This is a genomic window from Deinococcus murrayi DSM 11303 (assembly GCF_000482805.1).
GTDB lineage: Bacteria > Deinococcota > Deinococci > Deinococcales > Deinococcaceae > Deinococcus > Deinococcus murrayi.
Window position 1 is genome coordinate 203,411 of the sequence record NZ_KI519501.1, and the last position, 18,850, is coordinate 222,260.

Sequence of the window (18,850 nt, forward strand, 5' to 3'; positions counted from 1 at the left end):
TGCCCCGCATGGCGTTTTTGTCGGCCCTGCTCCTCGTGCTCGCGTTTCTGGTGGGGAGCCTGCCGCTGGGCCACTGGCTGCTGCGGCGAATGGGAATAGACCCCCGCGTGAACAGCGCCTACAACCTCGGCGTGGAGAACGTGCTGCGGCGGGTCGGCCCCGGCCCGGCGGCGGCGAGTGCGGGGCTGGACGCGGCCAAGGGCTTTCTCGCGGTGCTGATGGCCTCGGCGCTGGGGTCGCCGGAGGTGTGCGTGCTCGCGGGGCTGGCGGCGTACCTGGGGCACCTCAACCCCCCCCGCTTCCTGTACGGCGAGACGCCGCCGCGGGGGCGGGGCAACCTCGTGCTGCTGGGGGTGCTCGCGGGGCTGGCGGTGTCGGGCCTGAGCCTGTGGCTGACGGTGCTGCCCGTGGTCGTGTACGCCGCCGCGCTGGGCTACTGGGGCTACGCGAGCGGGGCTACGCTGCTGGGGCTGCTCGCCTTTGCCGTGCTGGTGGCCGTGTCGCCGCTGGGCATTCCGGCCAAGCTGGGGGCGCTGGGGCTGCTGGTGGCGGCGGGATGGCGCTTCAAGGAGAACCTGGGACGCATCCTCGACGGCACTGAGCCGAGGGCCTTTGCGGACGTGCCCGTCGCAGGCAAGCGGGCCGACCAGGTCGTCACGGCCTTCATGATTCACCCCATGACGCTGGAGAACTTCTGGCAGTCGCGCCGCTTTGCCTGGATGAAACCCCTCGTCGACCGGGGGGTCATCAGCGAGGCCAGCGTGCGCCGGATGGCCGAAAACCTGCGGCCCATGAAGGTGGGCGAGCTGCACGGCATCAAGACGCTGGAGGGCAAGGAAATCCGCTGCTACCTCCTGAGCAGCCCCCTCCTCCCCGACGTGTTCCGCGACCAACCCGACCTCGCGACCCGGCGGGCCATCGAGGGGGCACGGCTGGCGCAGGAGCTGGGGGCGGAGGTCTTCGGGCTGGGGGCCTTTTGGAGCGTGGTGGGCAACAAGGGGGTGGACGTGCAGGCGGCGGTGCCGGGCATCACCGTCACGAACGGCGGCGCGTACACCAGCGGCACCATCAAAGCGGCGATTCCGGGCATCCTGCGGCATTTCGAGGAGACGGGCCGCGACCTGGGGCAGGCCACGGCGGGCATCGTGGGGGCTAACGGCGTGGTCGCCTTTGGCATCGCGCGGACCATCGCCCCGCAGGTCGGCAAGGTCATCATGGTGGGCCGCGACCCGGAGCGGCTGGAGCGCAGCGCGAACACCCTGCGCCGAGCGGCAAAGGACACCGAAATCGTCACGACGACGAGCTACGACACGTTGAAGGAAGCCGACCTCATCTTCAGCGCGACCTCGGACCCCAACCCGGTGATTTTCCCCGAACACGTCAAGCCTGGGGCCTGGATTTTCGACGAGGGCCGCCCCGCCGACGTGCACGAGAGCGTGCTGAACGTGCCCGGCGTGCGGGTGATTCCCGGCGGCGTGGTGCGGCCCCCCGGCGGCATGACGAGCAACATCGACCTCCAGTTTGGCGAGGGCGCGGTGCCCGCCTGCCTCGCCGAGACCCTCATCATCGCCGCGACGGGCGAGCACCACCGCCAGAGCCTGGGGCCGCAGACCCTGACCGAGAACATCAACTTCTTCGTGGAGCAGGCCGAGCGGCTGGGGTTCGAGGTGGTGGATTGAAGTGCTCAGCCGTCAGCCATCAGCAGGGGGCAAGCTGAGGGTGGACGGCCCATTTGCCCTCCCCTTTGCCCCCTACACTGGACCCATGACCGGGAGGCTGCCCCAATGATTGAACGCATTCACCTCGCCAAGCCGCGCGGCTTTTGCGCGGGGGTCGTCATGGCGATTGGGGCGGTGGAAAAGGCCGCCCGGCAGGAGGCGGGGCCGGTCACGGTCTACCACTCCATCGTTCACAACCACACCGTCGTGGAGCGGCTGGAGCGGCAGGGCGGCGTGCAGTTCGTGGAAAGCCTCGACGACATCTCGGCCCTCCCGCAGGGCAGCGAGACGGTGGTCTTCAGCGCCCACGGGGTCAGTCCGGCGGTGCGCGAGCGGGCGCGGGCGCTGGGGTTGGCCACCATCGACGCGACCTGTCCCCTCGTCACCAAGGTCCACACCGAGGCCAAGAAGTACGCCCGCGAGGGCTACACCATCCTCCTCATCGGCGATAGCGCCCGGCATCAGGAGGTCATCGGCACGCGGGGCGAGGCACCCGAACAGACCATCGTGGTGGGGGTTCTCGGCAAGACGGGCGAAGGGCTGCACGACCCCCACACGGTGGAAGTCCCCGACCCGGACCGGGTGGTCGTGCTCACCCAGACCACCCTCAGCGTGGACGACACCCGGCGGACGGTGGACATCCTCAAGGGGCGCTTCCCAGCACTGGTGGTGCCGCCCAGCGAGGACCTCTGCTACGCCACCAAAAACCGCCAGGACGCGGTGAAGGCCATCGCGCCGGGGGTGGACGCCTTCCTGGTGCTCACCAGCCCGCACTCCAGCAACGGCATGCGCCTGCTGGAACTCGCCCGCGACCTGTGTGGCCGCGCCGAGCGGCTGGAGACGGCGGCGGACCTCGCGGGGGTAGACCTCACGGGCGTGCGGGCGCTGGGCATCACCAGCGCGGCGAGCACCCCCGACGACCTCGTGCAGGAGGTGGTCGCGCACTTCCGGACGCTGAACCCGGCCCTCACGGTGATCGAGGAAGGCGAGTGGGAGAACATCGAGTTCCGCGAGCCGAAAAAGATTCTGCCGACCCAGGAGCTGCCCCGCACGATGCGCTAGGCGAGGGAAAGTCCCAAACAGACGGCTGAGAGCGGACCGCCCCCCTACCCCCCACCCGGCAAGGCGGGCAACCACCACGGCGTGCGAATCGCCGTGCCCCGCGCCCACTCAAAGTCGAACAGTCCCTGCGCTTCTCTCAGCGCCCCCGCGTCGCTCGTCGCCAGCGAGTACTCGACCAGGCCCGCCCGCCCGAACGAGGAAAAGTGCAGGTTCTGGCTGCCGACGACCAGCATCGCGCCGTCGACCACGATCATCTTGGTGTGGGTGCCGCCCGCGGTGCCGTACCAGCGGGTCTGGAGGTGGTCATCCAGCCCCAACCCGCGCAGTTCGAGGCGCAGCGCCCGCAGCAGGCCCAGCGTCTCAGCTTGCAAGGCAGTGTCGTAATCGAGCAGCAGCCGCACGTAGACGCCGTGGTCGCGGATGGCCGAGACGACCGCCCGCCACACCGGAAGCTGACGCAACGGGGAGCAGCCCGCCACCTCGGACAGCTCGCCCAGACAGCCCGCAGTCCCGCCGATTTGCGACTGCACGATGTCCAGCCGGGTGCGGGCCGCCCCCACCAGCTCGGTGAGGGCTTCGTCCGCACCCGTAAACCCGGCCCGGCGGTAGAGGGGGTAGACGTGGGCGGTGCCTGCCGGTGTCGCCGGGGCAGGCCAGACCAGCGGCCAGGGGGACGGCCCCGCCGCCAACGAGCAGTCGCGCCGCAGCAGGCCGGGGCGCGGAGGCCGGGAGCAGGTGAGCAGGCGGCTGTGTTCCCAGGTGTCGCGCACGGCGGCGAGCGCATTCCGCGCGACCGGGCCGCGCACCCACATCCCCACGTCCGCAAGGTCGAGGCCCCGGCCCCCCGGCGCGTCCCCTGGGAGGTGGTTGATGCTGATGTTGAAACCCCCCGCCAGCACCCGCTCGCCGTCTTGCACGATGACTTTCATGTGGCTGTGGGGGTAGGTGTAGGCGTAGCTGGCAATCTCCAGCCGCCAGCCGGGCACCGTGTCTCCGGTCAGCGGCACGCCCGCCGCGAGCAGATGTTCAGCCGCCGCGTAGATGTTGGCGCGGGGGTCAAAGGGGGCGCTGGCCCGCACCGTGTTGCCGAAGAGCAGCCGCACCGTCAGCCCCGCCGGATACCGCTGTGGGTGCGCGGCGAGGTCCTCGCGCAGCCGAGCGATGGCAAGGGCCACCGACGCTCCCGGCGCGTCCGGCCCCTCGTCCCAAATCATGTTGGCAATGACCAGTTCGCGCTGGGTCCGCCCCAGCTCGGCCACCAGTTCGTCGTACCCCCCCTGCGGGGTGCGCGGCTGGGCGCTGTAGGCGGGGTCCGCCTGCGGAAGGTGCAGCAGCCCCTCCACCCGGTTGCCGCAGCTCAGGGCCGCGCCCTCGCCCCAGGTGCGCTCGTAGAGCAGGCGATCGAGGCGGGCGGTCGGCGGGGGGCAGGCGTTCAGGCCCAGACCGTCGAGGGCCGCGCGGTCGGGGGGCGGCAGATTCAGCCCTAGCGGGCCGGGGGCGCGGGGGGCCGCAGGTGCCGTGGTCTGCGTCTGCGCTGCTGCCGCACCGGGAAGCGTCATCAGGAGGGCAATCAGGCCACCCAGCAGGGGCCGGGGCAGACGGGGGCGCATAGGACCGCAGCCTAGCGCGGGGGCGGGAGCAGGCATCGGGGGGCGGCGCACCATGCCCCCACGGCCCCCCGCTGGGGCGCTAGCCTGCCTTGCATGAAGCTTCGGAGCGTTCACGTGGGCCAGCCCACCGCCCTCCAGGTCGGCTCGCGGCAGACCGTCAGCGGCATCCGCAAGCACGCGGTTCCCGGTCGGGTGCGGGTCACGGCGGCGGGGCTGGACGGCGACCACATCCTCAACCGCAAGCACCACGGCGGCCCCGACCAAGCCGTCTACGTCTACACCCGCGAGGATTACGCCTGGTGGGAGGAGGCGCTGGGCCAGCCACTGGAGCCGGGCACCTTCGGGGAAAACCTGCTGCTGGAAGGGCTGGAATCCGCCGGGGTCGCGGTCGGAGAGCGCTTCCGGGTGGGCGAGGTACGGTTGGAGGTGACCGCCCCCCGCATTCCCTGCGCGACGCTGGGGGCGCGAATGGGAGACGCGAGCTTTGTCAAGCGCTTCGCCACAGCGCGGCGGCCCGGCTTCTATGCCCGCGTGCTGTCGGGCGGCGACGTGGGCGCGGGCGACCCGGTGACTCGCGAGGGCAGCCCCGCCGGAGCGCCCACCATCGCCCAGACCTTCGACCTGCACTTTGCGCCCCCGCCCCCCCGCGAGGAGCTGGAGCGCTGGCTCGCCTACCCGCTGGCGCGGCGGCTGCGGCGCGACATCGAGAGGCGGCTGGGGCGGTAGAGCAGCTCCGCCCCAAGCCCGCCCACCGTCAGACCCGCAGCCGCTCGCCGTACTCCTGGCGCAGCTTGGCCACCTTGGGCGCAATCACCGCCCGGCAGTAGGGCTGATTGGGGTTGTTGGCGTAGTAGTCCTGGTGGTAGTCCTCGGCGACATAGAAGGTGGTCGCGGGTTCAATCGTGGTCACGATGGGGCGGTCAAAGACCCCCTGCGCGGTGAGTTCGGCGATGACCTCGCGGGTCACCCGCTCCTGCTCGCCGCTGAGCGGAAAGACCGCCGAGCGGTACTGGGTGCCCACGTCGGCCCCCTGGCGGTTGAGGGAGGTGGGGTCGTGGGTGGCAAAAAAGAGCGTCAGCAGGTCGCGGAAGCTCACCTGCGTGGGGTCAAAGGTCACCCGCACCGCCTCGGCGTGCCCAGTCGTGCCGCTGCACACGCTGCGGTAGTCGGGGTTGGGGGTGTGGCCGCCGATGTAGCCGCTTTCCACCTCCTGCACCCCGCGCACGTCCTTGAGGACGGCCTCGGTGCACCAGAAGCACCCGCCCGCCAAAATCGCCTGTTCGGTCTGCCCGCCAGTCGGTGAAGTCATGCCCGGATTCTGCCGCGTGCGGGCCGGGGGGAGGGGGCGCGGGGGCACGGTTGGGGGGCGTGTGGCTCGTGGCTTGTAGCTGGTGGAAGGTCCAAGCTTGGGCTGAAGCTTCTGCCATCTACAAGCCACCAACCACACGCCACACGCCCTACCCGAACAGCAGTCGCCCCGCCACGAGCACCACGATAAGCCCGTACATCACCTTCACAAAGCCGCTGCCGCGCAGCATCGCCATTCGCGCGCCCAGGGTGGCTCCCAGCGCGTTCGCCACGCCCATCGGCAGCCCAATCCACCACACCATCTGCCCGCCCAGCAGAAAAAACAGGAACGCGCCGAGGTTGGTTGCGAAGTTGATCGTGCGGGCGTTGCCGCTGGCCCGGACCAGATTGAAACCCGCCAGCGCAAACAGGAACATCAGGAACGTACCCGTCCCCGGCCCCAGGAAGCCGTCATACATCCCGACCACAAAGGCCCCCGGCAGCGTCAGCGCCAGCGTGCGGGCGGTCAGGCCGGGGTAGCGGTCTTCCAGGCCAAAGCGCTTGTTCGCGAGCACCAGCGCCCCCACCCCCAGAATCACGACGCCGACGAGGGTACGAAAGGCGGCGGGGTCCACGAACTGCACCAGAAAGGCCCCCAGTGCACTCCCCACGAGCGCGAGCGGAATCAGCCGCCCCACCAGCCCGCGCTCCACATGGCCCTTGCGCCAGTACTGCACGGTCGCGCTGCCCGACCCGAAGATGGCGAGCAGCTTGTTGGTAGCGACCGTCTGCGCGGGCGTCAGGCCCATGAAAAAGAGCGTGGGCAGCGTAATCGTGCCGCCGCCCCCCGCCACCGCGTCGATAAAACCCGCCAGAAACGCGAGCGGGAGGCCGTAGAGCAGAACTTCGGGGCCGGGCACGGGGGGCAGTATAGGGGTGGGGGGGAGCACTTAGCGGTCAGCCGTCAGCTCTCAGCGGTCAGGGGGAGGCTCCCCTACTCCAGCCGCCGCAGCGCGGGCACCAGCAGCCCCAACCCGGCAACGGTCATCAGGAGGAATCCGGCCCCCAGTAGGGCAGGCGGTGGTCCCAGCGTGCCTGCCGCCGCCCCCGCCACGGCAAAGCCCACGGGGACCAGGCTGTACCCCACCAGCGAGGTCAGCCCGAAGACCCGTCCCCGGTACCCGTCGGGAACGTGGGTGCCCACCCAGGCCGGATACAGCACGTTGGACACCATCGCCAGACCGTCAATGAGCAGCACGGCGACGAGGCCCACCCCCACCTCCCGCGAGAGCGCGAGGGGCAAGTAGCCCAGCAGCCCTGCCGCGAAGAGGCTGCCCAGAATCGCCAACCCGCGCCGCCGGACCCGGACCGCGCCCATCAGCGCTCCACCCCCCAGAATGCCCACATTCATCGCCGTCAGGTAGAGGCCGTAGGTGGCGGCGGGCTGGCCCAGCGTCTCCGTGACGAGCAGCGGCAGCGCCACCGCCAAGGTCGCGCCGCTCAGATTGATGACCGCGAAGAGGGTGAGCAGGGAAAGCAGGGCAGGCTGGGTGCGGGCGTAGCGCAGGCCGGAGCCGATATCGGCCCACACGGACGGTCGGGGGCCTGGGGGAACCGGAGTTGCCCCCACCCTGAGGCTCAGCAGCCCGGCGACGAGCACGCCGAACGACAGCGCGTTCACCGCCGCCGCGCCCCCGGCCCCCGCGAGGGCCAGCAGCAGCCCGCCCAGGGCCGGGCCGAGGATGGCCGCCACGTTGTCCCCCAGCAGGAAGAGGGCCTGCGCCTCCTGCAAACGCTCGCGGGGCACCAGCGCGGGCAGCAGGGCGTCGAAAGCCGGATTCGCCAGCGCACTCACCCCGCCGTAGAGCAGCGCCAGTGCGTAGAGGTGCCAGAGCTGCACGGCGTCCGCCAGGGCCAGCCCCGCGAAGGCGGCCATCAGCAGCCCCCGAACCGTATTCGCCCCGACCAGCAGGCGGCGGCGGTCCACCCGGTCGGCCAGCGCACCCCCCAGCAGCGCCAGGGCGATGCCCGGCAGCACCGCGGTCAGCAGCAGCCCGCTCAGCGCCGCCGCTGACCCGGTCAGCCTCAGTAGCAGGGCGACCTGCGCCACCCGGAAGATGCCGTCTCCCAGCCCCGAAAAGGTCTGTGCGCCCCACAGCACGGCAAAGGGGCGGTGCCGCAGGACGGCGAGCGCGTGGGGCAGCGGCTTCAGGGCCTACCCTCCCCTACTCCTGGTCCTTGCCCAGGTCTGCCCCGCGGCGCGTTGCTGCCACGACCGCCCGCATCATGGCCCCGCGCACGCCCGCCGCCTCCAGCACCTCCAACCCGGCGATGGTGGTGCCGCCGGGACTGGCGACCTCGTCCTTGAGCAGGCCGGGGTGCGCCCGCTCGCGCAGCAGCTCGCCGCTGGCGACAAGCACCTTGGCCGCGAGTTCGTGGGCGAGCGCACGGGGCAGACCCATGCGGACCCCGCCGTCGGCGAGCGCCTCGGCCACCAGCGCAGCGTAGGCAGGGCCAGAAGCGCTCATGCCCGTAAAGGCGTTGAAGAGGTGCTCTGGGAGGTCGTACACGTCGCCCACCGCGCCGAAGAGCGAGCGGGCAAACTCCAGGTCGCCCGACGCGGCGGCTTCTGGCGGGGCCGTCATCGCCGTCTGGCTGCGGCCAATCGTGGCGGCGAGGTTGGGCATCACCCGCACCACCCGCTTGGTGCCCAAGCGGCGGGAGAGGGTGGTCGTACTGACCCCGGCCATCGTGCTGATGTACCCGACATTTTCCTGAGCGAGCTGCTCGCTGATTTCGGGAAAGACCCGCGGCTGCACGCTGACCAGCACCCGCTCGGCAAAGCGCAGGTCGGACGCCCCGATGAGCACCGCGCCCGTGCGCGAGGCGAGGTCCGAAGCCCGGCCCGCGTTCGCGTCCAGCAGGCCGATGTCTCCAGGCCTCAGCACCCCACGCGACAAGACCCCTTCCAGCAGGGCCAGGCCCAGCTTCCCGACGCCGACGATGGCGAGTTTCATGGGGGAGAGTGTAGAGGCTCATGGCCTGTGGCGTGTGGCTTGTAGAGCGCTGGCTCCGGCCCTGGCCCTCCACAAGCCACAAGCTACAAGCTACAAGCCCCCCCGCCCGCTACACTCTGCCCCATGCTCGTGTACCACCTCCCCGGCACCTTCCAGACCCGCGAACCCGACCTCGACCTTCTGTGGGAGGCGGGCGCGACCGGGCTGGAGGAGCGGGCCGGAGCCATCCGCGTCTATTTCAGCGAGCGGGTGCTGCTCCCCCCCGCCGTCGCGGACGGCGAGTGGCACGAGGAACCCGACCAGGACTGGCAAGCCGAGTTTCGCCGCACCCTGCGCCCGGTGCGGGCGGGCCGGGTCACCATCGTGGCCCCCTGGCAGCGGGAGGAGGTGGAGGCGGGCCAACTCCCCCTCGTCATCGAACCCGGCATGGCCTTTGGCACCGGGCACCACGTGACCACCCGGCTGGCGGTGGAGGCCCTGGACGACCTGGGGCTGGAGACGCGGGGGCCAGGCGCGGCGGGGGCACGGGTCCTCGACGTGGGCACCGGGAGCGGCGTCCTCGCGCTCGCGGCGGCGCGGCTGGGGGCACGCTTTGCCTACGGGGTGGACATTGACCCCCTGACCGTGCCCATCGCGCGGGAGAACGCCGAGGTCAACGGCCTCCTCCCCTCGCAGGTGCGCTTTGAGGAGGGCACGCTGGGCCTCAGCCCCCTGACCTTTCCGGAAGAGGGCGTAGACGCCTACGACGTGGTGGTCGCCAACCTCTACGCTGAGCTGCATGACCTGCTCGCCGCCGAGTACGCGGAGCACCTCGCGCCGGGGGGCGTGGCCGTGCTCACGGGCATCCTGGCGGACAAGCTGGGGCTGGTGCGGGCGGCGCTGGCACGGGAGGGCTTCGCGGAGCTGCGCGAAACCGTGGAGGGGGACTGGGCGCTCCTGACCGCCCGGCGGCGGGGCTGAAGGTGGCTCGGCACCGCGTCCGCGTTCCGGCGCTCGCCCCCCAGATGACCCTGGGGCCGCGGGAAGCCCGGCACCTGCACGTGCTGCGGCTGCGGCCCGGCGACCGGGTGCGCGTCTTCGACGGTCAGGGGGCCGAGGCGGAGGCCACCGTGGAGGCGCTGGAAGAGGGCCGCGCGGTCCTCGCCCTGGGGGAGCGGGTGGAGGGCGCTGCCGAAACCCCGCAACCCGTCACGCTGGCCGTGGCGCTGCTCAAGGGAGACAAGCTCGCGGACGTGGTGCGGGCCGCGACCGAACTGGGGGTGGCCCGCGTCCAGCTCCTGGTCACCCGCCACGCCGACGCCCGCGAGATGGGCGGGCAAAAGCTCGCGCGGTTGCGCCGGGTCGCCGAGGAAGCCAGCAAGCAATCGCGCCGGGCGGTGACGCCCGAAGTGCTCGCCCCCACCGAGCTGGCGGGCCTGAGCTGGGAGGGCCAACTCTTCGTCGCCCAACCCGGCAGCCAGGAGCGCCTGACCGACCACCTCCGTTGGGAGGCTCCGGTCACCGTGCTGACCGGGCCGGAGGGCGGCCTGTCGGAAGCGGAGGTCGCGGCCCTGACGGCTCGGGGGGCGGTCGCGGTGACCCTCGGCCCGCGCATCCTGCGGGCGGAGACGGCCCCGGTCGCGCTGCTGGGGGCCATCGTGGCGACCGGGGTGTAGGGCGGGGCCTGCCCTCACGGCCCCTCCCTACAATGTCCCCATGTCCCCCCGCCTCCTGCTGACCGTGCTGCTGCTCGCCCCCGCCCTGGCGAGCTGCCGCTACAACTTTGTGCCGCTGATTCCGCCCGTGGCCGAGGTCACGCTACCTGCCCGCATCACCGGGGCCAGCCTGCGCCGCGCCGGGCAGGAGCTGGAGCTGCGGGCGCGGCTGGAGGGCCGCTTCGAGCCGGGCTATCTGGAGGTCGTGTGGTTTGACGGCGGGCGCGAGCTGGGCCGCGACAGCGTGTACCTCGACGCCGCGCAGCGGGAGGCCCGCTTTACCCTGAGTGCTCCCACACCGGGGGCCTACCGCGCCGCGCTGAGTTTCGGCGGCACCGTGCTGCGGCAGGTCGAGCTGTACGAGGTGCGGCCATGAGCGCCCCCCGCGAGTGGGCGGGGGTGGTGGAGTGGACGCGGGGCACCGTCGACCGCTGGGTCTGGCGCGGCGGCGAGGTCGTGCCCTACCGCCGGGAACCCTGGGCTGCCCCGGTGAACTACGGCTGCTTGCCCGGCCTCCCCAACCCCGCCGACGGCAGCGACGTGGACGCCGTGTGGCTGGGCGAGGCCCTGCCCGTGGGCACCCGCCTCACCCTCCCCGCCGCCGGGCTGCTGCACCTCGCGGACGGCGACCACAAGGTCATCTTCGGGAGCTTGGAGGAACACCACGGCGGCGACCTCCTCGCGCTGCTGGCGTGGTTCGGCCCGGAGCGGGGGGCGCGGCTGCTGGGGCCGGGGGAGGCCGGGGCGTGGCTGGCCGGGCTGGAGGGGCAGCAAACAGCCCCAGGCGCATGACCTGGGGCTGCCGGAGGAAGGGGCTTACTGTCCCTTCGCCTCAGCGTAGCGGCGGGCAACCTCGTCCCAGTTGACGACGTTCCAGAAGGCCGCGAGGTAGTCGGGGCGGCGGTTTTGGTAGTTGAGATAATAGGCGTGCTCCCAGACATCGACGCCCAGGATGGGAGTGCCGCTCACGCCCGCGACACCCTCGCCCATCAGCGGGTTGTCCTGGTTGGCCGTCGAGACGACCGCCAGCTTGCCATCCTGCACGACGAGCCACGCCCAGCCAGAGCCAAAGCGGGCCTTGGCCGAGTCCTCGAACTTCTGCTTGAAGGCTTCAAAGGACCCAAAGGCTTCGTCGATGGCCCGCGCCAGCTCGCCCGTGGGCTGGCCCTGGCCCTGCGGGGTCATGACCTGCCAAAAGAGGCTGTGGTTGGCGTGGCCGCCCGCATTGTTGCGCAGCACGGTCTTCTTGTCCTGGGGCACCTGGTCGAGCTTCTGGATGAGTTCCTCGACGGGCATGTCGGCAAACTCCGTACCTTCCAGCGCCTTGTTCGCGTTGTCAATGTAGGCCTGGTGGTGCTTGGTGCGGTGAATGTTCATCGTCCGCGCGTCGATGTGCGGCTCCAGGGCATCTTCAGGGTAGGGCAGGTCAGGAAGTTGGTAGGGCATGCTGAACTCCTTTCGGGCCGCGCCCCCCGGCCACGGCGACCGGAAAGCGCGGCAAGCGGTCCTCATCTTAGCCGCGCTCCCGCCCTCGCTGGGCTTAAGGGAAAGTTCAGACGAGCTGTGGCCCCCTGTTCACGGGAAGACAGGGGGCCACAGCCGGGGCGGCAGTTAGCGGAGGCGGGCCAGGCCCTCGCGAGCCAGAGCGTAGTCGGGACTGAGTTTGAGCGCCCGTTCGTAGTTTTCGCGGGCCTTGATGCGGTCGGGGGCGATGGCCCCAGCCCCCCGCTCGTAGCTCAGGCCCAGGTAATAAATCCACTCGGCGGTCGTGCTGCCAAGGGCTACGGCGCGGGTGAGGTTCTCGCGGGCCGACTTGAGGTCCCCGGCGTCGAGGTCAAGGCGTCCGAGGTAGTAATAGAACTCCGGGTAGCGCAGCGGGTCGAGCTTGACGGCCTGCGTGAGCTGCGCCCGCGCCGTCACGGGGTCGCGGCTGAGGTAGCTCACAACCCCGTACTGCCCGACCGCGTAGGGGTTGTTCGGCGCGAGGCGCGCGGCCTGGGCCGCTTCGGGCTTGGCCGCCGTGAGATTGCCGCTCAGGGCGAGCAGCTTGGCGTAGTAGGCGCGGTTGTAGGCGTCGGCGGGGTCGGTGATGACCGCCCGCTGAAGGCTGTCGAGCGCCGCCACGAGGTTCCCGGTGGCGTAGTACATGTCGCCGAGGTTAAAAAGAATCAAGCCGTTGTCAGGGTTCAGGGCACTCGCCTGCTTAAAGGCTTCGATGGCCTGCGTCGCCGCCCCCTGGAGCCGCAGCACATTGCCGCGCTCGTTCCAGACCTTGCTGAGGTTGAGGTTGCGTTCGGCTTCGGGGCTGGCCTGCGCGAGGGCCTCCGCCTGAGCCAGGACCGCAAGGGCCTGGGCGAGGTTGCCCGACACGCTGGCGCGGTCCCCTGCCCCAATAAACTGCTGCTGGTAAGCCTGCGCGAGCGCAAGGTGCCCGCTGAGGTTGCGCGGGTCCTGCGTAGTCAGGCGGCGCAGCGTCTCGATGGCGGGCGCGTACAGCCGCAGCTTGACCTGCGAGCGCCCCAGGCCCAAGAGGGCGTCACTGCTGCGCGGATCGATCTCGGCGGCAGCCCGAAACGCCACGTACGCCTGGTCAAAGTTGCCCCGGCCATAGTAGAAGTTCCCCAACGCCACGTAGTTCGCGGCGGGGAGAGGGGTCGTGCGGGGCGCGGCGGGCTGCGCAGTCGCCGGAGCTGCCGGAGGCGTCTGCACCGGAGAACTGGGCGGCGTCTGGGTCTGGGCCAGCGCCGCAGACAGAGTGGCCGCCGCGAGCAGCGGGCCGAGGGTACGTCGTTTCACTCAGAAACCTCCAGGGGTGAGGCTAACACCGGCGTCATGGGGGTGCAAGCTGCCGTCAGCAGTCAAGGCGGGCGGGCGGCGCTCAGCATAGGGTGGCTCGCCCGACACGGGGTGAAGCGCGTGTGAGAGGGCAAAAGGGGGGACAGTGAGAAAGAGCAGCATTGTGCTTCCGGCAGCCTAGGAGGGCGGGGTGACGGGTACCTGACGGCCCTACACTGCCCGCATGTCTGTGTCGTCCCCTCTCCACCACCCCCACCCGCGCCGCCTGGGGCTGACGGGCAGCATCGGTGCGGGCAAAAGCACGGTGGCCCGGCTGCTGCAAGAACGCGGCCTGACGGTGCTCGACGCCGACGAGGTGGCCCGCGAGGTGACCCGCGACCCGGCGGTCCTCGCCGAGCTGGAGGCCGCGTTTCCCGGCGTGGTGCGGGGGGGCGACCTCGACCGGGGAGCGCTCGCGGCGCGAGTCTTCGGCGACCCCGCGCAGCTCGCGGCGCTCAATGGCCTCCTTCATCCCCGCGTGCGGGCGCGGATGCTCGCGCTGGAACAGGAAGCCGCCGCCCGTGGGGAAGCGTGGGTCGTGCAGGACGTCCCCCTGCTGTTCGAGGGGGGCCTGGAGGGGCAGATGGACGCCGTCCTCGTGGTGGACGCCCCGCTGGAGGTGCGCGTCGCCCGCGTCATGGCCCGCTCTGGCCTGAGCCGCGAGGAAGTCCTGGCCCGCGACGCCCGCCAGATGCCCGCCGAGGAAAAGCGCCGGCGGGCCACCTTCGTGCTGGACAACAGTGGGGAGCTGGAGGCGCTGGCGGGACAGGTGGCGGCAGCGCTGGACGCGCTGGGCCTCCAGCCTCCAGCGGCCAGCGGCCAGCAAGAAAAAAGCCCCAGCATTCGCTGAGGCTTCTTCCTCTCTGTCTCTCTGTTCTGTCTCTCTGTCAGCTTAGGCTTCCGCCTTTTCCGGCTGGCTGCTGGCGGCTGGTCGCTGGTCGCCTCCCAACGCTGCCGCCACAAAGCCCACAAAGGGCGGGCTGGGCCGCATCGGGCGGCTCTTGAACTCCGGGTGAGCTTGCAGCGCCACGAAAAAGGGATGGTCCGCAATCTCGATGCTCTCGACAAGTCCGGCTCCGCGCCCCGCTACGCCAGGGGTTACGCCGCTAATCGTCAGCCCAGCAGCCTGAAGCGGCTCGACGTAGGCGGGGTTGACCTCATAGCGGTGGCGGTGGCGTTCCTTGACAGTGCCGCCCCCCGGCACCCCGTACAACTCGGCAATCTTCGTCCCGGCGCGGAGGTCCATCGGCCAGTCGCCCAAGCGCATGGTGCCGCCCATTCCCTCCACCTCCAGTTGTTCGGGCATCAGGTCCACGACCTTGTGGGGGGCGTAGGGGTCGAACTCGGCGGAGTTAGCCCCCGCGAGGCCCGCGACGTGCCGGGCGTACTCGATGACTGCGACCTGCATCCCCAGGCAGATGCCCAAGTAGGGTACCCCCCGCGTGCGGGCGTACTCGGCGGCCCGAATCTTGCCCTCGATGCCGCGAATGCCAAAGCCGCCGGGCACCAGGATGCCGTCCGCGTCGCCGAGCTGCGTTTCCAGGTCGCCCCCGGTCAGTTCCTCGGCGTTGACCCACTTCACCCGCACGCGGGCGTCGTTGGCAATGCCCGCGTGGGTGAGGGACTCCAGCAGGCTGAGGTAGGCGTCGGGCATCTCGGTGTACTTGCCCGCAATGGCGACCGTGACCTCGCGGGAGGGGTGCTTGATCGTCCGCACCGCGTTTTGCCACACGCCGAGGTTGGGATGGGTGCGCTCTAGGCCCAGCAGGTCCTCGACCGCCTTGCCCAGGCCCTGTTCTTCCAGCGCGAGCGGCACCTCGTAGACATGCGAGACGTCGTAGGACGAAAAGACCCGGTTTTCGCGCACCGAGGTAAAGAGTGCGATTTTGCGGGTGATGTCCGGCGGGAGCTTCTCCTTGGAGCGCACCATCACGATGTCGGGGCTGATGCCCACCGAGCGCAGGGTCGCCACCGAGTGCTGGGTGGGCTTAGTCTTGAACTCGTTCGACGTGCCCAGGTACGGCACCAGTGTCAGGTGCAGGTACAGGACATTCTCGTCACCCTCGTCAAAGCGGAACTGCCGAATGGCTTCCAGGAAGGGGAGCGATTCGATGTCGCCCACCGTGCCGCCCACCTCGATGAGGACAATCTCGGCCCCCGCCGTCTCGCCCGCCGCCCGGATGCGGCGCTTAATCTCGTCGGTGACGTGCGGGATAACCTGTACCGTCTGCGAGAGGTAGTCCCCGGCCCGCTCGCGGCGAATGACTTCGAGGTACACCTGCCCGGTCGTGATGTTGCTGCCCGGCGGAATGTCGAGGTCGAGGAAGCGCTCGTAGTTGCCGATATCGAGGTCGGTTTCGGCTCCAGAAGCCGTCACAAAAACCTCGCCGTGCTCGTAGGGCCGCATCGTGCCCGCGTCGATGTTGATGTAGGGGTCAATCTTGACCGCCGTGACCTTGTAACCCCGCGCGCGCAGGAGTGCCCCCAGAGACGCACTCGCCACGCCCTTGCCAAGGCTGCTGACCACGCCGCCCGTCACGAAGATGTATTTCATGCCTGACCACGAGCGCCCGCCCCCACCGAGGAGCCAAAACAAAAAACCGGGGCGCTCGGCCTCCGGGATTACAGGGTAGCACGGGAGGGGGGACCGCAGGGCAGCTTCAGGCCAGAAGCAGCAGCGCCCCCAGCTTCCCGCCCACCTCCTCTAACACGGCTTCCGGCGCTAATGCGGCGAACTCGGCCTGCCTCGCCCGCCAGTCCAGGCTGCGGGCATGGTCGCTGAGGATGACCCCACGCACCGCTCCATCTTCCGGCAAAGACACCTCAAACGGATAACCCTTGACTCGGCTCGTGACAGGCGCGGCGATCATCAGCCCGGTCAGGCCGTTGTAGCTCGCAGGCGTCAGGACCAGGGCCGGGCGACGCCCCCCCTGCTCGTGTCCGGCGTGGGGGGTGAAGTTCAGCCAGACGAGATGCCCACGCTCAGGAACGTACGGGGCCTCGTTCACCACTCTTCCTGGCCCTGCGGTTTGCCCCAGTCGGTCTCCCCGTGAAGCTGCCCCGGCCCGATGCCTGCCAGCAACTCGTCAAGCTGATAACGGGCGGGGCGCAAAGGGGTGATGACGATTTGGCCTCCCTCTACCCTCAGCTCCACGGCCATACTCTGCCCCAGTCCGGCTTCCTGGGCCAGCCGTTTGGGAATCCGCAGCGCCAGGCTGTTTCCCCACTTCTGAATCTGTCCCCTCATGACGCCTCCTTGTAGATACAAAGAGTATACGCCCTTCCCTACTGCCCCCGCACCCGCTCCAGCAGGGCCGTATGGCGTTCCTCGCGCTGCCTGCCCGCGGCCTTTTCCCAGGCCGAGGCCGACCCCACCGCGCAGAAGCGCTCGCGGGCGCGGGTGAGGGCCGTGTACGCCAGGTTGCGCGAAAGCATGGGCATGTGGGCCTCATGCAGCACGCCGAGGACGGTGGGCCACTCGCTGCCCTGCGCCCGGTGCACCGTGAGGGCGTAGCCGAGTTGCAGGTTAAACAGCTCGGCCCCGCCGAGGTCCACGATGTTGCCGTCAAAATCCACGGTGAGGCGACTCCCCTCGGCCTTGAGGACGGTGCCCAGGGTGCCATTAAAAACTTCGTTTTGATAGTCGTTTTTGGTTTGGACCACCACGTCGCCGGGCCGCGCTTCGCCCTCCGCGATGCGGACGCCGCCCCCGCCGGGGTTAAAAAGGCTCTGAAGCTGCGCATTGAGCATATCCACCCCCAGCGGCCCCTTGCGCATGGGGGTGAGCACCTGCACCTGCGCTGGGCCGCCGAGGTCACGGACCATCAGGCCCACCCGGCGAGCACCCGCGTCGGGTTCGGTTTCGGTGAGGGCCAATCTGGGGTCGCCCCACGCCGGGGCCTCGCCGTGCAGCAGGCCGTGCGCCGCCCGGATGATGGGGTTTTCGGCGGCCTGGCGGTAGACCGTGCTGAGGCGCACGGTGGGAGCTACCTGTGCGAGCGCCAGGAGAGGTATCCCGGCATCCACGGGCGGAAGCTGGTCGGTATCCCCGACGAGCAGCACCCGCGCCCCCGGCGGTACGGCGGCGAGCAGCGAGAGCATGAGCGCGTCGCCGCACATGCTGACCTCGTCCACGATAAAGAGGTCGTAGGGGGCGGGTTCGAGGTGGTTGTGCCGGAACCCCGCCGGGCCGTACCCCAGCAGGCGGTGGATGGTAGAGGCGGGCCGCCCGGTCACCTCGCCCAGACGCCGGGCCGCCTTGCCCGTGGGGGCACAGAGGGCCACTTCGAGCCCCAGCCGCTCGGCGAGGTCGGCCACCGCCCGCGTGGTCGTGCTTTTGCCCGTGCCGGGGCCGCCCGTCAGCACGACCAGGCGATGCTCGGCGAGCAGGTCCAGCACCTCCGCCTGCTGTGCCGAAAGGCCCCTCGCGGCCCCCGGCGGCACCGTCCACTCTTCCCCAGCGGGCGGGGTGGCCAGCAGGGTCCGAATGAGCCGGGCGAGCTTTTTCTCGGCCCGCAGGACCTGGGGCAAGTAGATGCGGCTGTCGCCCTCCCCCGTGGGGTCATCGCACAGGCGGCCCAGCTCGGTCGCCGTGTCCACCGCAAGCCGCGCCTGCTCTGCGGACACGCGGGTGTAGTGCATCACGCCGCGCTCGGCCCGCGCACGGGGCAGGAAGGAATGCCCGCCCTGCTGCCCGGCCTGCTGGAGGGCGTACACGGCGGCGGCGGTCAGGCGGCGGGGGTCGTCGCTTGCCCCGCCCCCCGCTTGCCACAGCTTGTCGGCGGTCAAAAACCCGATGCCCTCCACCTCGGTCAGCGCAAAGAGGTCAGCCTGGAGGCGTTCGAGCGCCGCTTCGCCAAAGTGCTTGACTGCCCGCTGCGCCTGGGAGATGGAGAGGCCCAGGCCCTGGAGTCCGGCGAGGAGGCGGCGCTCCAGCCCCTGCTGGCTCCAACTGGAGACCATCTTATGCAGGGTGGACTGGGTGACGCCGGGCACTTGAAGGAGCTTTTCCGGCTCCTGTTCGAGCACGTCGAAGGTGGCTGGCCCAAACGCCCTGGCGATGCGCCCCGCGAGCACCTTGCCCACCCCGCCCACCCGCGCTTCGAGGTAGGCCGCCACCCCCGCTTCGGTGAGGTCGGCGGGCTGGGCTTCGAGCACCATGTTCAGCACCCGGTATTGGTGGCCGTACTCGCGGTGTTCTTCCATCAGCACCTCGGCGCTGAAGGCGTCCCCGGCATCTAGGGGAGGCATCACCCCAATCACGGTCGCGTCGGGGTCCTCGCCCTCCGCGTTGCGCAGGACCGCCGTCAGCACCGTAAAGCCCGTTTCCGCACGAAAGCGCACCCGCCCCACACGGCCTGTCACGCGAAAAGATTGGGTTGGCAGGCCAGCGCTCACGCCCGCCAGAATAGCGCCCCCATCCGGACACCTCCCCTAACACCCCGTCAGCGCGAACCCCCCGTGACCATAAAAACCTGGGGGGGTTCGCGCAAAGCTGGAAGTGCCTCCCCATCGCTGTTTTTCGGAACACCCCCACCGAGCACGGGTCCAAAACTGGACAGCGCGGGGGAGGTTCGCGCAAACTGGTTCCGGGAAGCCGTCCTGGACGCATCCGGGAGGTGACCCGT

Annotated in this window: 19 protein-coding genes; 8 read left to right on the plus strand and 11 right to left on the minus strand. The window is 70.3% G+C overall.

All coding sequences use genetic code 11. From position 1 onward, the window contains the following. The first annotated feature begins 8 nt into the window (after positions 1 to 8). Together H565_RS0110100 and ispH are read left to right on the plus strand one after the other, a co-directional pair. Entirely contained in the window at positions 9 to 1,679 is a 1,671-nt protein-coding gene (locus H565_RS0110100; RefSeq protein ID WP_027460919.1) for a glycerol-3-phosphate acyltransferase, read from the plus strand. Between the two features lie 105 nt (positions 1,680 to 1,784). Further along, on the plus strand, positions 1,785 to 2,780 hold the full coding sequence (gene ispH / locus H565_RS0110105; RefSeq protein WP_027460920.1) for a 4-hydroxy-3-methylbut-2-enyl diphosphate reductase: 996 nt from the start codon (positions 1,785 to 1,787) through the stop codon (positions 2,778 to 2,780). 44 nt (positions 2,781 to 2,824) lie between these two features. On the opposite strand, the gene H565_RS15090 is transcribed toward ispH, so the two are convergent. Continuing rightward, positions 2,825 to 4,390: a phospholipase D-like domain-containing protein gene (locus H565_RS15090; RefSeq protein WP_245576204.1), complete on the minus strand. Its 1,566-nt coding sequence runs from the start codon at positions 4,388 to 4,390 to the stop codon at positions 2,825 to 2,827. Positions 4,391 to 4,483: 93 nt separating this feature from the next. On the opposite strand from H565_RS15090, the gene H565_RS0110115 reads away from it, so the two are divergent. Beyond that, the gene (locus tag H565_RS0110115; RefSeq protein WP_027460921.1) at positions 4,484 to 5,116 is read left to right on the plus strand and encodes an MOSC domain-containing protein; all 633 of its coding nucleotides are present in this window, start codon (positions 4,484 to 4,486) and stop codon (positions 5,114 to 5,116) included. A gap of 28 nt (positions 5,117 to 5,144) precedes the next feature. Here the strand turns inward: H565_RS0110115 and msrA are convergent, their stop codons facing one another. The 4 genes from msrA to proC form a co-directional block, all read right to left on the minus strand. Next, positions 5,145 to 5,699 carry a peptide-methionine (S)-S-oxide reductase MsrA gene (gene msrA / locus H565_RS0110120; RefSeq protein ID WP_027460922.1) on the minus strand — a complete coding sequence of 185 codons (555 nt, stop codon included), beginning with the start codon at positions 5,697 to 5,699 and terminating at the stop codon, positions 5,145 to 5,147. Between the two features lie 148 nt (positions 5,700 to 5,847). Then, positions 5,848 to 6,597, minus strand: a complete 750-nt coding sequence (locus tag H565_RS0110125) for a TSUP family transporter (protein WP_027460923.1) — start codon at positions 6,595 to 6,597, stop codon at positions 5,848 to 5,850. A 74-nt stretch (positions 6,598 to 6,671) separates the two neighbouring features. Then, positions 6,672 to 7,889 carry an MFS transporter gene (locus H565_RS15095; RefSeq protein ID WP_081851634.1) on the minus strand — a complete coding sequence of 406 codons (1,218 nt, stop codon included), beginning with the start codon at positions 7,887 to 7,889 and terminating at the stop codon, positions 6,672 to 6,674. Between the two features lie 13 nt (positions 7,890 to 7,902). After that, the gene (proC, locus tag H565_RS0110135; RefSeq protein ID WP_027460924.1) at positions 7,903 to 8,694 is read right to left on the minus strand and encodes a pyrroline-5-carboxylate reductase; all 792 of its coding nucleotides are present in this window, start codon (positions 8,692 to 8,694) and stop codon (positions 7,903 to 7,905) included. Between the two features lie 123 nt (positions 8,695 to 8,817). Here proC and H565_RS0110140 point away from each other — a divergent pair, with 123 nt between their 5' ends. From H565_RS0110140 to H565_RS0110155, 4 genes are read left to right on the plus strand one after another with little or no spacing between them, the layout of a single operon-like run. After that, on the plus strand, positions 8,818 to 9,654 hold the full coding sequence (locus H565_RS0110140; RefSeq protein ID WP_027460925.1) for a 50S ribosomal protein L11 methyltransferase: 837 nt from the start codon (positions 8,818 to 8,820) through the stop codon (positions 9,652 to 9,654). A gap of 2 nt (positions 9,655 to 9,656) precedes the next feature. Continuing rightward, a complete protein-coding gene (locus H565_RS0110145; RefSeq protein WP_051363543.1) occupies positions 9,657 to 10,349 on the plus strand; it encodes a 16S rRNA (uracil(1498)-N(3))-methyltransferase in 693 nt (230 codons plus the stop codon). A gap of 40 nt (positions 10,350 to 10,389) precedes the next feature. Next, complete coding sequence (locus tag H565_RS0110150) at positions 10,390 to 10,764, plus strand: hypothetical protein (RefSeq protein ID WP_027460927.1); 375 nt, start codon at positions 10,390 to 10,392, stop codon at positions 10,762 to 10,764. Beyond that, the gene (locus tag H565_RS0110155) at positions 10,761 to 11,180 is read left to right on the plus strand and encodes an inorganic pyrophosphatase (RefSeq protein WP_027460928.1); all 420 of its coding nucleotides are present in this window, start codon (positions 10,761 to 10,763) and stop codon (positions 11,178 to 11,180) included. Before H565_RS0110150 ends, H565_RS0110155 begins: the two co-directional genes overlap by 4 nt. Positions 11,181 to 11,204: 24 nt before the next feature. Here the strand turns inward: H565_RS0110155 and sodA are convergent, their stop codons facing one another. Both sodA and H565_RS0110165 read right to left on the minus strand, forming a co-directional pair. After that, complete coding sequence (sodA, locus tag H565_RS0110160) at positions 11,205 to 11,834, minus strand: superoxide dismutase [Mn] (protein WP_027460929.1); 630 nt, start codon at positions 11,832 to 11,834, stop codon at positions 11,205 to 11,207. A gap of 165 nt (positions 11,835 to 11,999) precedes the next feature. Then, positions 12,000 to 13,184, minus strand: a complete 1,185-nt coding sequence (locus H565_RS0110165) for a tetratricopeptide repeat protein (RefSeq protein ID WP_027460930.1) — start codon at positions 13,182 to 13,184, stop codon at positions 12,000 to 12,002. Between the two features lie 223 nt (positions 13,185 to 13,407). Between H565_RS0110165 and coaE the strand changes: the two genes are divergently transcribed. Continuing rightward, positions 13,408 to 14,073 (plus strand): dephospho-CoA kinase, encoded by a 666-nt coding sequence (gene coaE / locus H565_RS0110170; protein WP_027460931.1) that lies wholly within the window; start codon positions 13,408 to 13,410, stop codon positions 14,071 to 14,073. Positions 14,074 to 14,115: 42 nt separating this feature from the next. Here coaE and H565_RS0110175 read toward each other — a convergent pair whose 3' ends face one another. From H565_RS0110175 to recD2, 4 genes are all read right to left on the minus strand, one after another. Beyond that, the gene (locus tag H565_RS0110175) at positions 14,116 to 15,777 is read right to left on the minus strand and encodes a CTP synthase (protein ID WP_027460932.1); all 1,662 of its coding nucleotides are present in this window, start codon (positions 15,775 to 15,777) and stop codon (positions 14,116 to 14,118) included. A gap of 106 nt (positions 15,778 to 15,883) precedes the next feature. After that, positions 15,884 to 16,231 carry a type II toxin-antitoxin system PemK/MazF family toxin gene (locus tag H565_RS0110180; protein ID WP_200870662.1) on the minus strand — a complete coding sequence of 116 codons (348 nt, stop codon included), beginning with the start codon at positions 16,229 to 16,231 and terminating at the stop codon, positions 15,884 to 15,886. Then, entirely contained in the window at positions 16,228 to 16,470 is a 243-nt protein-coding gene (locus tag H565_RS0110185) for an AbrB/MazE/SpoVT family DNA-binding domain-containing protein (protein ID WP_027460934.1), read from the minus strand. The genes H565_RS0110180 and H565_RS0110185 overlap by 4 nt, the downstream gene beginning before the upstream one ends. Positions 16,471 to 16,508: 38 nt before the next feature. Continuing rightward, entirely contained in the window at positions 16,509 to 18,620 is a 2,112-nt protein-coding gene (gene recD2 / locus H565_RS0110190) for an SF1B family DNA helicase RecD2 (protein ID WP_027460935.1), read from the minus strand. Positions 18,621 to 18,850 lie beyond the last annotated feature (230 nt).